At 41.3% G+C, this 14,366-nt stretch carries 10 protein-coding genes; 6 read left to right on the top strand and 4 right to left on the bottom strand.

Translation table 11 applies throughout. From position 1 onward, the window contains the following. Entirely contained in the window at positions 1-1,344 is a 1,344-nt protein-coding gene (locus tag QVH07_RS05390) for a TolC family protein (RefSeq protein WP_289999128.1), read from the top strand. A gap of 3 nt (positions 1,345-1,347) precedes the next feature. Further along, positions 1,348-2,688, top strand: a complete 1,341-nt coding sequence (locus QVH07_RS05385; RefSeq protein WP_289999127.1) for an efflux RND transporter periplasmic adaptor subunit — start codon at positions 1,348-1,350, stop codon at positions 2,686-2,688. A gap of 52 nt (positions 2,689-2,740) precedes the next feature. Here the strand turns inward: QVH07_RS05385 and QVH07_RS05380 are convergent, their stop codons facing one another. From QVH07_RS05380 to QVH07_RS05370, 3 genes are read right to left on the bottom strand one after another with little or no spacing between them, the layout of a single operon-like run. Continuing rightward, entirely contained in the window at positions 2,741-3,328 is a 588-nt protein-coding gene (locus QVH07_RS05380; RefSeq protein ID WP_289999126.1) for a Maf family nucleotide pyrophosphatase, read from the bottom strand. Next, the gene (locus QVH07_RS05375) at positions 3,297-4,604 is read right to left on the bottom strand and encodes a DUF1015 domain-containing protein (protein ID WP_289999125.1); all 1,308 of its coding nucleotides are present in this window, start codon (positions 4,602-4,604) and stop codon (positions 3,297-3,299) included. Before QVH07_RS05375 ends, QVH07_RS05380 begins: the two co-directional genes overlap by 32 nt. After that, positions 4,604-6,103, bottom strand: coding sequence for an acetyl-CoA carboxylase biotin carboxylase subunit (locus QVH07_RS05370; RefSeq protein ID WP_289999124.1), 1,500 nt, complete (start codon positions 6,101-6,103; stop codon positions 4,604-4,606). Before QVH07_RS05370 ends, QVH07_RS05375 begins: the two co-directional genes overlap by 1 nt. 170 nt (positions 6,104-6,273) lie before the next feature. Between QVH07_RS05370 and QVH07_RS05365 the strand changes: the two genes are divergently transcribed. Together QVH07_RS05365 and QVH07_RS05360 are read left to right on the top strand one after the other, a co-directional pair. Further along, complete coding sequence (locus tag QVH07_RS05365) at positions 6,274-7,524, top strand: aminotransferase class I/II-fold pyridoxal phosphate-dependent enzyme (protein WP_289999123.1); 1,251 nt, start codon at positions 6,274-6,276, stop codon at positions 7,522-7,524. Positions 7,525-7,627: 103 nt separating this feature from the next. Further along, positions 7,628-7,804, top strand: a complete 177-nt coding sequence (locus QVH07_RS05360) for an Hc1-related histone H1-like protein (protein WP_289999122.1) — start codon at positions 7,628-7,630, stop codon at positions 7,802-7,804. 59 nt (positions 7,805-7,863) lie between these two features. On the opposite strand, the gene QVH07_RS05355 is transcribed toward QVH07_RS05360, so the two are convergent. Further along, the gene (locus QVH07_RS05355; protein ID WP_289999121.1) at positions 7,864-9,708 is read right to left on the bottom strand and encodes a M1 family metallopeptidase; all 1,845 of its coding nucleotides are present in this window, start codon (positions 9,706-9,708) and stop codon (positions 7,864-7,866) included. Between the two features lie 197 nt (positions 9,709-9,905). Here QVH07_RS05355 and QVH07_RS05350 point away from each other — a divergent pair, with 197 nt between their 5' ends. Further along, positions 9,906-13,019, top strand: a complete 3,114-nt coding sequence (locus QVH07_RS05350; protein ID WP_289999120.1) for a WD40/YVTN/BNR-like repeat-containing protein — start codon at positions 9,906-9,908, stop codon at positions 13,017-13,019. Positions 13,020-13,080: 61 nt separating this feature from the next. Further along, entirely contained in the window at positions 13,081-14,364 is a 1,284-nt protein-coding gene (locus QVH07_RS05345) for an APC family permease (RefSeq protein WP_289999119.1), read from the top strand. Positions 14,365-14,366: the final 2 nt, after the last annotated feature.

Here is a 14,366-nt window from a genome sequence, read left to right as displayed (position 1 = left end):
ATGAAAAAGCTTTTTCTGAGCTTCTGGATAGGTTCACTTTTCTTGGTTTCTTTTCAGAGCTTTGCCCAGGAGGGCAATGTTTATGACCTGGAATCAGCTGTGCAAACAGCATTGGAAAACAACCTGAACCTACAAAGAAGCGAACTTAATCTTCAAAATTCAGAGGCAAACTTGCTCCAAAATAAAGGGCAGCGTTACCCCTCGTTTTCGACTGGGGCAAGCTCCGGATACCGATGGGGTCGTTCCATTAACCCAGTAACCAACCTCTTCGAAAACAATCGAATCGGAAACGTGAATCTTTTTGCAAATTCAAATGTAACGCTATTTGGAGGTGGTAGAATTAATAACAATATCAACCAATCAAAGAGTGATATTGAAGCAAATACCTATAATATAGAAGCCACAAAAAATACGATTACCCTAGATATCATTAATCTTTTTATCAATGTGGTTTTCAACCGTGAGCAATTGAAAATTGCAGAAAATCAGCTTAAAACTACTCAGGAGCAACTCGAAAGAACCACAAAGTTGGTTAATGCGGGATCGCTTCCATTTCTTGATCAACTGGATATTCAATCTCAAAATGCCACAAACGAATTAGAGGTGATCAACTCAAGAAATGCCCTGAGAATTTCTAAGCTTAATCTCGCTCAGGCTATGCAAATTCCTTTTACTGAGGATTTTGATGTGATCGAGCCAGAATTTGAAATCAATGAAGATTTAATGAGCACCGAGACTTCAGAAGGCATTTATGAAGTCGCTGTAGATATCATGCCTGAGATCAAAGCTGCTGAAGCAGGTGTAGAAAGTGCAGAATATGGAGTTAGAGTTGCAAAAGGTTCATTCTACCCTACTTTAAGTGTGGGTGCAAATGTTTTCTCAAACTACGTAGATCAGGTGTTTGGAAGAGAAAGACCTACTTTCGGAGAGCAGATTGAGGCCAATTTATCTCAATCCTTAAACTTTCAGCTCAATATCCCCATTTTCTCTAACCTGAACAATAAGGCTAATTTACAAAGAGCCCGAGTTCAGCAACAGTTGAGTGAAATTTCTGCAGTCGAGGCAAAAAACCAATTACGTCAAGACATTGAATCTGCATTTAATAGTGCACTGGCAGCCGAACAATCTTATGAGGCCTCGCTGGTGAGAGTGAAAAGTCTTGAGGAATCCTTTAGAATTGCACAGCAGCAATTTGACCTGGGAGCCATTAACTCTGTAGATTTTCAGGTGGCTCAAAACAACTTCTTTAATGCCCAGGCAGATCTTTTAAACGCAAAATATACCTACATATTCAGAGTGAAAGTATTGGACTTTTATCTCGGTAACCCTATTAATCTTAACTAAACCATGGCCAATAAAAAATCAAATAAACTTCTTTATTACCTCTTGGGAGGTGTTGGATTAATCATTGTTTTTGCCATCATAGCAAGATCTGCAGGATGGATTGGGGGAGTTCCCGAGGTGGAAGTTGAATTAGCGGAAGCAAAGAGTGCTACCATTGTCGAGAAAGTAAGTGCATCTGGAGAAATCCAACCAGAAGTAGAAGTAAATCTTAGCCCTGACGTGGCTGGAGAAATTATAGAATTGAATGTGAAGGAAGGTGACTCAGTGGCAGTCGGAAAGCTCCTGGTCAAGATTCGTCCTGACAACTTCATTTCGGCTTTAGATCGAAGTAAAGCGAACCTAAATCAGCAAATGGCAAATTTGGCTCAATCCAAGGCTAACTTGCAAAGAGCAGAGGCACTTTTCAGTAGAGTAGAATTGACTTATGAGCGCCAAAAAGTGCTTTATGAGCAAAAAGCTATTTCAGAGTCAGATATGGAGCAGGCTCAAGCCGACTATATTTCTGCTCAAAAAGACTTAGAAGCCGCAAAGCAAAATGTATTGGCATCTGAGTTTGTAGTAAAAAGTTCAGAAGCTACTGTAAATGAAGCGGCTGAAAACCTAAGACTTACTAATGTTTACTCTCCGGTGAGTGGAATTGTATCTAACCTACTAGTAGAACAAGGAGAAAGAGTGGTAGGAACTCAGCAAATGGCAGGGACAGAAATGCTAACCATTGCAGATCTTTCCAAGATGGAAGTGAGAGTTGATGTTAACGAGAATGATATCATTCGACTTAGTTTGGGTGACACCACTATCATCGATGTGGACTCCTATTCCAACATTAATAAGACTTTCAAAGGGATTGTAACCAGCATAGCAAACACCGCGAACGCAAAAGCAACCGCCGATGCAGTTACAGAGTTTAAGGTGAAAATCAGAATCCTGAATGATTCTTATGCTGATTTGGTAGCTCAAGGAAATAAATATCCATTCCGTCCTGGAATGACTGCATCTGTAGATATCATTACTAACTCTAAAAGTAATGTACTCTCAGTTCCATTGGCTGCGGTTACGACACGACCTGATCAACTCGATACCCTAGCAGATGGCTCGACTAAGGTTAGGGAAATCGTCTTTGTGAATGATGGAGGAACTGCAAAAATGAAATTCGTGAAAACAGGAATTTCTGATTTCGAAAACATTGAAGTTTTAGAGGGACTAGAATCAGGAGAAGAAATAATCTCAGGACCTTATTTTGCTGTCAGCAAAAACCTTAAAGACGGAGATAAAATTAAAGAAGGACCTGGCTTTGGAGCCTCAGCCGGAGAAGGGTCAGACGGAGTTCAGGTGAGGGTCAATTAACCACCTAAGCTCAAGAACAATAAAGCCTCAAATCAAAATTTGAGGCTTTTTTTTACCATTTCTTCAGCTGTTCATAGACAAGGTGAAGCGGAAAACCCATCACATTAAAATAAGAGCCTTCAATTTTGCTCACCCCGATAAACCCAATCCATTCCTGAATCCCATAGGCCCCCGCCTTGTCAAATGGCTTGTACTCTTTAATGTAATGCCAGATTTCCTCTTCTGTTAGCATTTTAAAAGTAACGGAGGTCTGATCCTCGAGCGTGATGGTCTTCAGTGAGTCTCTCAGGGTAACAGCGGTCATTACCTCATGAGTCGCGCCTGAAATGCTCTTCAGCATGTCGAATGCTTCACTCTCATTTTTTGGTTTCCCAAGGACATGTTTACCTAAGACTACCACCGTATCTGAAGTGATCAGAATTTCATTAGGCTTTAATTCTTCTGGAAAGGAATCCGACTTCAGCTTGGATAAATATGCTGCCACAAAGGTGGCGGGAATTCCTTCCGGTATGTCCTCATCCACAGAATTTGGTTTGATTTCAAACTCCAATTCCAATCCCCTCAAAAGCTCCTGTCGTCTTGGAGAACCAGATGCCAGTATTAAGGATTTATCTTTCAGTTTTTCTAAAAAAGGCTCCATAGTCAAAGTCAAATTCTTCCTGATCAATACTTGCCATCACCAAACCACCCAATGCTTTAGGATAAAAAAAGGTGGATTTTTGCGGCAATACTTCACCAGAATTACAAACCTCCAACACTTGCTCCATTTCCAGTTCTCTGGTGATCACAGCAAAACTAGCCTTTCCATTCCTTACTTCTGATAGGCATCTGGAAAAATTTCTTTCATAAGCTATTTGCTCAGACATGCGCTGATCTGAAAGAGGAATTCCCAAAACCCTCTGAAATAACGCATCATGAAGAATGGCCAAATCTAGTTTCCTGACAGGCTCTGGTTTTTCCTGATTTAATTCACGAAACCTATCCGCCTTCAGACCAATCAGATAGCAATTCTCAGGAAAAACTAATCCAAACTTGCCCTGAGTATGGAAAGCATATTGTTCAAGTTCTTCAGAATCCGAAAAAGGCTTTATTTCAAACCAGTCTCCTAATTTTTCTAAGAATTCCGCTTCGGAAATATCCAGATGATAAAAGAGTCTATGAGTGGGTAATATCTGAATATGATTACCCCTAGCATTGGTCAGGTACATGAGATGAAAATCTGATGCTGACCATTCCTTTTCAGTTTGGCCTTTATTTTCATTTCTGTACGAAATGGCACTCTGTAGTCTATGATGACCATCAGCGAGGATGACTTTTTTAGATTTGATTACTTCGAGAAACTTACGGATGACTGCTGCATCATGAATCAAAGCCACTACCTCCCTGACACCCTGGTAATCTTCAAGCTCATATATTGGAGATTTCATAGCGGCATCCATAAAACCTTCAAGTTGAAAATCAGGGTCTTCATACAGCCCATGGGTCGGGCTAGCCTGAAATTTAGTTTCTTTCAATAAATCCATCCGGTCGCCTACGGCAGATACTATAGTATTCTCGTGGCGCAAAATCTCCTTTTCATCCCAATCATATGCCTTAATCTGTATGATGAACCCTTTTCTGCATCTTTCATCGTGCTCCCCTGCCACCCGGAAATATTGATAATAAATATAGATTCCAGGAATCATGTCCTGTTTCAGAATTCCCTCTTTCTTCCATTTCTCTAAAGTTTTCTTCGCTTGAAGAGTTGGGTTATCCCCTGAAGGAACTGAAATTTGAATGCTGTTTAATGGATTTTCATAAAGCAGTTTTCTCTGCCTTTCAGATACTACGTCAAAAAGAGGTGCAGTCAAAGTATCCAGCTTCTCAGCCAGGGAGTCGTTGTATCGCCAGGCTTTGATAGGTAAAATTTCGGCCATTAATTATACAGTCTTTTTTTCCAGGATGACTCTTTCTTCTGATTTCCAGGCAAAGCATGGCTCGTGGAATTCTGCCTTTCATCCAAAAACTTAATTGCAACTGCTGCCAAAATCTCCTTCTCTTCTTCAGAAAGTTTAGTGTTAAGTAGTTCTGGCTTGAAGTACTTTTCTACAAACTTAGTGTCAAAATTTCCTGAGGTGAATGCTTCATGCAAGATCGCAAATCGACAAAAATCAAGTGTAGTCTTAATTCCTGTGATTTTATATCCATCTATAGCCCTAACCATTCTGGCTATAGCCTGATCTCTCGATTCCGCGTGTGTGATTAATTTGGAAATCATTGGATCATAATAGATTGGGATCTGCATACCTTCTTCGAAACCATCATCCACCCGAATTCCGGGTCCATTTGGTCGTCGATAAGTTTGAAGTTTACCTATGTCTGGTAAAAAGTTATTCTGAGGGTCTTCTGCATAGACACGAACTTCTATGGCGTGACCGTTGATTTCTAAATCTTCCTGAGAAAAAGTAAGCTCCTTGCCTTCAGCAATTAGAATCTGTTCCCTCACCAAATCCTTACCTGAAATCATTTCGGTGACCGGATGCTCTACCTGAAGCCGGGTGTTCATTTCCAGAAAATAAAAATTTAAATTTTCATCCACTATAAATTCTACCGTCCCCGCTCCTTGATAATTACAAGCCATAGCCACTTTTATTGCCGCATTTCCCATTGCTTCCCTCATCTCAGGAGAAACTACAGCTGATGGTGCTTCTTCAATTACCTTTTGATGCCGACGCTGAATAGAGCACTCACGCTCAAATAAATGAACGATATTTCCCTTAGAATCTCCCAAAACCTGGATCTCAATATGCCTTGGGGATGTGATAAATTTTTCAATAAATACTGCTCCATCACCAAAAGATGATTTAGCTTCTGAAACGGCCCGATTCATCTGATCTTCGAAATCTTCCTCCTTTTCGACGAGGCGCATTCCTTTACCCCCTCCACCTGCACTGGCTTTAATAAGAATAGGATATCCTATTTCCCTTGCCTTGGCCTTAGCCAAAGCAATATCTGAAATGGCTTCCTCAGTACCCGGTACCAAGGGAATATCATACTGGGAGACAGCCTGCTTTGCAGCAATCTTACTACCCATTATTTCAATAGCTTCGGCACTAGGTCCCACGAAGATCAATCCATTATCAATCACCTTGCGGGCGAAATCTGAATTTTCTGAAAGGAAACCGTAGCCCGGATGAATCGCATCCACATTGAGCCTTTTACATTCTTCGATTATCTTATCGGCAAGCAAATAGGATTCAGATGAAGGAGGTGGTCCCAAACAGACTGCTTCATCAGCAAAAAGTACATGCGGTGAAAGTCGATCAGCCTCACTAAACACTGCGACAGTCTGAATCCCCATTTCTTTAGCTGTACGCATTATTCGTAAACTAATTTCTCCTCTGTTCGCTACGAGCAGCTTTTTTATTTTAGGCATGATTTTCAGCTATTTGGGTTGTGATCTTACGGCGAAATAAGTGAAAAACTTTAAGTATTGCCTCATATTGACCGAAAGCAGGAGGCATTTTTGCATGGCAGGTATATAAGTTTTATTTTTGGCGAATTTTAAAGTCAAAAGACTTAACAACTTATCTAAATACTCATACATTGGATTTATTCGCAAAACTACAGACCAATCTTGGGCCACTAGGCAAACATTCAAAGTTTTCTGATGGCTACTTCTCTTTCCCAAAATTAGAGGGAGAAATAGCTCCAAGAATGAAATTTCAAGGCAAGGAAGTACTTACCTGGAGTCTAAACAACTACCTAGGACTGGCCAATGATCCCGAAGTAAGAAAAGCTGATGCTGAAGCCGCCGCAAAATGGGGGGCAGCTTATCCAATGGGTGCAAGAATGATGTCTGGGCAAACCTCGCTTCATGAAAAGCTGGAAGCCGAACTAGCCAAATTTGTCAAAAAAGAGAAAGCTTATCTCCTGAATTACGGATATCAGGGCATAATGTCTGTCATTGATTCCTTACTGGACCGGAAAGACGTGGTAGTGTATGACTCAGAATGCCATGCCTGTATCATAGATGCATTAAGAATGCACATGGGTAAGCGATATGTCTTCCCACATAATGATATAGAGAACTGTGAAAAGCAACTCGAGAGAGCGACCAAGCTCGCTGATGAAACCGGGGGAGGAATTTTAGTCATTACTGAAGGTGTATTCGGAATGACTGGAGATCAGGGTAAGCTTAAAGAAATAGCTGCCTTGAAATCAAAGTTCCAATTCAGGCTTTTAGTAGATGATGCACATGGATTCGGAACAATGGGACCTACAGGTGCCGGAACCGATGAAGAGCAAGGTGTTCAGAATGAAGTAGACCTCTACTTCTCCACCTTTGCAAAATCCATGGCAAGTATTGGGGCTTTCATTGCTGGTGACGAACAAGTGATTCATTATCTCCGATATAACATGCGTTCTCAGATTTTCGCAAAGTCTCTTCCCATGCTCTTAGTAGAAGGTGCTCTAAAGAGATTGGAGCTTCTTCAGACAAGGCCAGAGATGAAAGAAAATCTATGGAAAGTAGTGAATGCACTGCGAAATGGACTGCATGATCATGGTTTTAGCACAGGTGCTTCAAATTCCCCTGTAACACCAGTTGTATTAAATGGAACAGTAGGGGAAGCGGCCTCTCTCTCTAAGGATTTACGAGAGAACTATGGCATCTTCTGCTCTGTAGTGATTTACCCTGTGGTACCTAAAGGTATGATTATCTTGAGGTTAATACCTACCGCAATGCATAGTCTTGAAGATGTAGAGGAGACCGTGAAAGCCTTTGCAGCGATCAAGGGAAAATTAGATGAAGGTGTTTATAAGAATTCAGAGCTAGCTGTTTCTTTTGGAGAATAAAAAAAATATCCAAAAAAACGCCTATTAGGATTGATATAGCAGTTTTTTGGACTATATTCACTTCAAATAAACTTATCATCAACCTAAAAAAAACACTTTTACTATGAGCAGATTTAGTGAAGTAAGAGACCTCATTCACGGAATGGAGGAAGATTTCGAAAAGTTCTATGAGAAAGGCAACAAAGCTGCCGGTACCCGAGTAAGACAGGGTATGCAAGAGCTTAAGAATATCGCCCAGGATATCCGTAAGGAAGTTCAGGACATTAAAAACAAAGGATAATTTATTAATCCATAAAAAAAGGTGGCTCTCGAGCCACCTTTTTTTGTTTCTACCAAGCCCTATTGGGGCTTGTATACATTATTTTCCCTCTGAACATCAGCCATCCTCTGTGAAGGATCAATTTCGATTGATCTTATAGAATCAAAATCTCTCTCTATCCTGACCGTTTTGGTGTAATTGGTCCAGGGCCAGTCTTCAGTAATCAATCTTTCAGGCATTCCCTCAGGGTTTGGTTTTTCACCTCTCATGATTCGCAATGGGAAATACAATTGCTCCTGACTTCCATCCTTATAGGTAATCACCACGTCTATAGGCATGGGCATAAGTCCAATCCTTCGAAATACAATCTCAGTTCCTTCGTCCATGTCATTCACAGCTTCAATGCCATAATCTATGGTCTTGGTACTGTAAACAAAGTACTCTCTATACCAATCCAACTCTATGCCACTCTCCTTTTCCATAATTCGTATAAGGTCATTAGAATTAGGATGTCTGAATTTCCAAGTATTGAAATATCTGAGCAGGCCACGATCACGAACCTCTTCACCTATCACATAACCTAATTGAGCCATGAAAACAGCCCCTTTACTATAGGCAGCTCTTCCGTAGGCATAGTTCGTATTATAATGATCTGAATGTGTGGTTAAAGGCTCTTCCTGACCTGATTTAGCCAAAGAATAATATCCTCGATAAGAACCTCCATGAACATCTCCAGTTTCCTTAAAGATGGCGTTCATACAGAGACTAGTGGCATAACTGGTGAAACCTTCATCCATCCACGCATATAAAGATTCATTGGTAGCCAAAACACCATGATACCAGCTATGAGCTAATTCGTGGACCATGACACCGACCAAGCTTTGCAAGGTCCTTTCTCCTGTAATCAATGTAGACATGGCATACTCCATACCGCCGTCACCTCCTTGAACTACTGAAAACTGCTTATAGGGATACTGACCAAAATTCTCGGATAAGTACTCTATGGCCTTTGGGGTATATTCTTTTAATTGTTCCCATACCCGGCTAGTTTTTTCACCTGGGATAAAGAAATGGTGGACCGTGATTCCGTTATCCATTAGGATTTTATCATGCTGGTATTTTGGATCTGCACCCCACATAAAATCATGCACCTGAGGAGCTACAAAATGCCAGGTGAGCAAATCACCTTCAGGCCTCTTGACTTCCATTCCTTCTTCCTCGTAGCCATGGCCTATTTCTTCCGGATTCTGGAGATAACCTGTGCCACCAATCACATAATCCTTATCAATAGTAATTTTTACATCGAAATAACCCCAGATCCCATAAAACTCTCTACCGATGTAAGGATTGGCATGCCAGCCTTGTTCATCATAGTTAGCCATTTTAGGATACCACTGAGACATAGAATATCGCACACCTTCACTTCCATCTCTACCAGACCTTCTAATCTGCAAGGGTACCTGACCCACAAAATCCATTTCAAATACCGTTTGAGAATTTGGTAAAATTGGCTTTTCAAGCGTTACCTCCAGAATGGTTCCATTCTCAAAAAAAGTGATTTCCTCCCCATCCATTTTTAAAGATTGTACATGCAAAAAACCAATCTCATCAGAAGATAATTTAGAGATACGATCTCCTACCCTTCTGTCTGGATCATTGATGGTTCTGGATCTGACATCCATCATGCTCCCGGGCTGGAAGGCATTATAATAAAGGTGATAAAACACTTTATTTAAGGTGTCAGGTGAATTATTGGTGTAAATCAGTTTTTGATGCCCTTCATACTGATTTCTCTCCACATCCATTTGGACATCCATCTCGTAATTTACTGCTTGTTGGAATCTTCCTGTTTGGGCGTATGCCGAAGTTGTAAGAAACAAACAAAGAAAAAGCCCCATCAAAGGCTTCAATATTGGTGATTGCATAGACTAAAATTTTTGACGAAAATAATTCATATCCCCACCACTCTCAAACCAGCTATCAAAAATTAAAAACTAATAGCAGAAAGCAAGCTTTATCCGTTCAGGTAAAATCGAGCGTTTGTGCACTTTGTTTTTGTTTTCTTTGATATCGTTGACCATAGCTATGGACATCACCCTTTGAAAATTTAAAAAGTATCAACATGAAAAAAACCATCATCTTTTTTCTGAATCTATTTCTGAGCTTTGCGCTACTAGCGCAAGAAGTAGATATGGATCAGTTTGCTTCCATGAAAATGAGAAGCATTGGACCGGCAGGTATGAGTGGACGAATCGCAGCCATAGACGCAGTGGATTCAAACCCGAATATCATTTACGCCGGCTCCGCTTCCGGAGGCTTATGGAAGTCTACCTCTGGCGGAATCACTTGGGAGCCGATCTTCGACGATGAGGCAGTGCACTCTATCGGCTCAATTTCCATTTATCAAAAGAACCCAAATATCATATGGGTCGGTACTGGTGAAGGTAACCCAAGAAACTCATTAACTATGGGATATGGAGTCTATCGATCATTGGATGCTGGAAAAACCTGGCAACTCATGGGACTGGAAAAAACACGGGCTATCCACAGAATTATAGTTCATCCTGATGATCCGAATACAGTTTTTGTAGGAGCTATCGGATCTCCGTGGGGAGAGCAGGAAGAAAGAGGAGTTTACAAAACCACAGATGGAGGAAAGACTTGGGATAAAATCCTTTATGTAGATGAAAAAACAGGTGTTGGCGAAATGATTATGGACCCAAACAATCCGAATAAAATCTTTGTAAATATGTGGCAACATCGCCGCTACCCTGACTTTTTTGAATCTGGGGGGCCATCTTCAGGTCTCTACGTAACTCATGATGGAGGTGAAAATTGGAAACGCCTCGATGATAGCAACGGTCTGCCAAAAGGAGAACTAGGGAGAATGGGATTGGCTATTTCTGCAGCAAACAGCAACAAGGTTTATGCCCTCATAGAGTCTAGCAAAAATGCACTTTATGTATCTATGGACGGTGGAGATAACTTTGAAATGATAAATAGTGGCAGTGACATTGGAGACAGACCATTCTATTATTTCGAGATTCATGCAGACCCGAAAAATGAAAATCGCCTCTACACCCTTTATTCAAGAGTTGGGATGAGTGAGGATGGAGGTAAATCCTTCAGACAAATACTTCAGTACCAAGGAGTTCATCCAGATCATCATGCTTGGTATATTAACCCATATGATCCAAAGCTTTTAATGGATGGAAATGACGGAGGATTAAACATCTCTCGCGATGGAGGAAAAGACTGGTACTTCGCGGAGGGAATTCCAGTGGGTCAGTTTTACCATGTCAATGTAGACAATGAAATTCCTTACAATATTTATGGTGGAATGCAGGACAATGGCTCCTGGGTAGGCCCCTCGTATATCTGGAGAAGGGATGGTATCCGCAATACCTATTGGCAGGAAGTCTCCTTTGGAGATGGCTTTGATGTGGTCCCACATCCAGGAAATTCGAGATATGGTTATACCATGTCCCAAGGAGGAAACCTCCAGTTTTACGATAAAGAAACTGGTCACCAACGATTCATTCGCCCAACCCATCCTGATAAGGATGTGTTCTTGAGATTTAACTGGAATGCGGCAATAGCTCAGGATCCTCATGATGAAAATACGGTTTACTACGGATCCCAATTTTTACATAAGTCTACAGATTCGGGTGTGACATGGGAAATCATTTCCCCTGATTTAACCACAAATGATTCTACTAAGCAGAGACAGCAAGAAACCGGCGGGCTGACTTATGATATTACCGGTGCTGAAAATCATACTACCATTTTGGCGATTGCACCAAGCCCCATTGATCCCAATGTCATATGGGTGGGAACGGACGATGGAAATCTTCAGGTAACCAAAGACGGAGGTGAAACCTGGGAAAATGTGGCAAGTAAGCTAGATGGACTTCCAGAAGGATCATGGATTCCTCAGATTAGAGCTTCAAAATATGATGTGGAAGAAGCATGGGTGGTGGCAAACAATTACCGAAATAATGACTTTTCAGCCTACGCTTATCATACTGATAACTCTGGAAACAGCTTTACAAGAATTGCAGATGACGAAAAAGTTTGGGGGTATGCACTGTCTATCCTTCAGGATACAGAAGTTTCGGAACTTGTCTTTTTAGGAACAGAGTTTGGCTTATATGTGTCTTTCGACAAAGCTCAGACGTGGAATAAATGGGAGCATGGCTATCCTAAGGCAGTTTCTACCTATGACCTTACCATTCAAGAGAGAGAAGCTGATTTGGTAATTGGAACATTCGGAAGATCTTTCTGGGTGCTGGATGATATCAGACCACTCAGAGCTTACGCTCAAAACGGAGGCCAGGCACCTGAAGGAAAAATTACAGCTCTGGAATCACCTGTAGCCTATCAGGTAGAAATCCAACAACCACATGGTGAAAGATTTCCTGCAGATGGAAAGTTTGCCGGAGAAAACAGGGACTTTGGAGGGAGATTGACTTACATCATTAATGATGACACCACCAAGCTGGATACAGTTACGGTAAATATCTATAACCAAAATGGTGATCACATTCGAACTCTAAAATCCAACCCTAAGGTTGGTGTTAATAAGGTTAACTGGAGACTGGATAGAAAATCAACCATCGAAAGACCAGGTGCCAGAACCGATCGCTTTTCTGAACCTAGCGGAGGAAGTGCTATACCGGGAACCTATCGTGTAGAATTCCAATATGGTGATGAAACTGCTGAAACTGAAATTGAAGTCAAGAGTGATCCAAGAATACAGGTGAACCTTGCAGACCTTCAGGCCCAGGAAGAATTCAATCTGAGGGTGGAAGCCTTGATTTCAGAAGTGAATCAAGCCACCTACAAACTTGATGAGGCTGAGAAAACTGCCAATAAAGTGATTGAATTAACCAAAGGCCTGGAATCAGATGAGGCGAAAGAGCTTTCTGAAGCCGCTAAGGAGATCAAAAAGAGCATTGAAAAGGTCAAAGAAGAATTCAATGGACCCGAGATGGAAGGTCAAGGTATAGTTAGAAATCTCTACCCAACAACCGTTTCAAGAACATATTCCATCAGAAGGTATTCTGCCTCATCCTTCGATAGTCCTGGTGAAACGGAAGAAAGGCTCTATACTCAGGCCAAAGAAGCTTCTGAAGAGGCCATCCGTGTGACGGAAGAGTTTATAGAAGGAGAATGGAAAGAGTTTGAAGAAAAGGTGAAATCTACTCAAATCAACCTGTTCGAAGAATTCAATTAAAAAACCCCATGTCCACAAAAAGGTCTCCAGATTTGGAGACCTTTTTTTATTATGCGAGTTAATGACGGACCCGCGCTCAAAAATCTCATGGAAAACTGCCACTAGCATCGTAGTGGCCAATATGATCGGTACTGGAGTTTTTACCAGCCTTGGGTTTCAGTTTATTTCCACCGATGACTCAGCGGCCATTCTTTTGGCTTGGCTTCTTGGAGGATTATTGGCTTTCATCGGAGCCCTGATTTATGCAGAGCTCGGAACTCACTTCAAAAAGTCGGGCGGGGACTACGTTTTTCTTAGTGAGACAATCCATCCTTCTTTTGGCTATTTATACTCTTGGGTTTCTCTGACGGTCGGTTTTTCAGCTCCTATTGCCATAGCCGCTATGGCTATGAATCGATATCTATCTCCTATCACAAATGACTCCATCCTTCCAGGTCTAGTAGCACTACTATTCATCCCTTTGGTGCATATTTTTTCTATTCAGCGATCAGCAAGATTTCATAATCTCTTCACTGCATTCAAGATCTGTTTTATTCTGGGGCTAATTTTTTGGGGGCTTGGAGCCAAAGCCACCCCTAACAACGCCCTGAGTTTTTCGAATAATTGGTATAAGGGCTTATGGTCCCCCGGCTATGCGGTTTCTATGGTGTACATTTTCTATGCGTTTACAGGCTGGAATTCGGCTGCTTACATTGTCTCTGAAATTGAAAACCCGAGAAAAAACCTTCCTAAAGCTCTTTTATTAGCCTCAATCCTAGTCACCATAATTTATTTGGGTTTCCAGTTTGTCCTACTCAAACTGGGGACATTGGGTGAAATGAGTGGGCAAATTGAAGTTGCTTTAATTGCATTCAAGAATGTGACAGGAGAAACTGGAATCCTAATCATTGGATCTCTGATAGGTTTGCAGCTCATTGCCACGATTAGCGGATATCTTTGGGTGGGCCCAAGAATTACCCAAGCAATGGGTAAGGATTTTAGGCTTTGGGAATTTGTCGGAAAAAGCAATCAAAGCGGAATTCCGGTTCGAGCCGTTCTTCTGAATACCCTGATCAGCTTGCTTCTTTTCCTTACCGGATCATTTGATCAGGTCATGGTTTATGCTGGTTTCATACTTCAATTAATGGGCTGTGTTACAATCTATGCCTCTTTGAAATTGAAGATGAGAACAGGGTTTCGAGCCCCATTCAGACCATGGCTTCAAATTGGATATTTGATCATCAGCTTGCTGATCCTGGCTTATATTTTTTGGGAAAGACCTAAGGAAAGCCTATTGGGGCTTGGACTGCTCGCAGTAGGTTCTTTATTATTTGTCTTTGACAAAAAAGTCACCAGAAAAAACTGAGA

The organism is Algoriphagus sediminis (genome assembly GCF_030403435.1).
GTDB lineage: Bacteria > Bacteroidota > Bacteroidia > Cytophagales > Cyclobacteriaceae > Algoriphagus > Algoriphagus sediminis.
This window is presented reverse-complemented; position numbering and strand designations above follow the sequence as displayed.

What these genes read in the sequence shown, in the direction of transcription:
- QVH07_RS05380 (WP_289999126.1), bottom strand. Translation starts at nt 3,328, where the DNA reads ATGGAGCCTTTTTTAGAAAAACTGAAAGATAAATCCTTAATACTGGCA.
- QVH07_RS05355 (WP_289999121.1), bottom strand. Translation starts at nt 9,708, where the DNA reads ATGCAATCACCAATATTGAAGCCTTTGATGGGGCTTTTTCTTTGTTTG.
- QVH07_RS05370 (WP_289999124.1), bottom strand. Translation starts at nt 6,103, where the DNA reads ATGCCTAAAATAAAAAAGCTGCTCGTAGCGAACAGAGGAGAAATTAGT.
- QVH07_RS05390 (WP_289999128.1), top strand. Translation starts at nt 1, where the DNA reads ATGAAAAAGCTTTTTCTGAGCTTCTGGATAGGTTCACTTTTCTTGGTT.
- QVH07_RS05345 (WP_289999119.1), top strand. Translation starts at nt 13,081, where the DNA reads ATGACGGACCCGCGCTCAAAAATCTCATGGAAAACTGCCACTAGCATC.
- QVH07_RS05360 (WP_289999122.1), top strand. Translation starts at nt 7,628, where the DNA reads ATGAGCAGATTTAGTGAAGTAAGAGACCTCATTCACGGAATGGAGGAA.
- QVH07_RS05375 (WP_289999125.1), bottom strand. Translation starts at nt 4,604, where the DNA reads ATGGCCGAAATTTTACCTATCAAAGCCTGGCGATACAACGACTCCCTG.
- QVH07_RS05350 (WP_289999120.1), top strand. Translation starts at nt 9,906, where the DNA reads ATGAAAAAAACCATCATCTTTTTTCTGAATCTATTTCTGAGCTTTGCG.
- QVH07_RS05385 (WP_289999127.1), top strand. Translation starts at nt 1,348, where the DNA reads ATGGCCAATAAAAAATCAAATAAACTTCTTTATTACCTCTTGGGAGGT.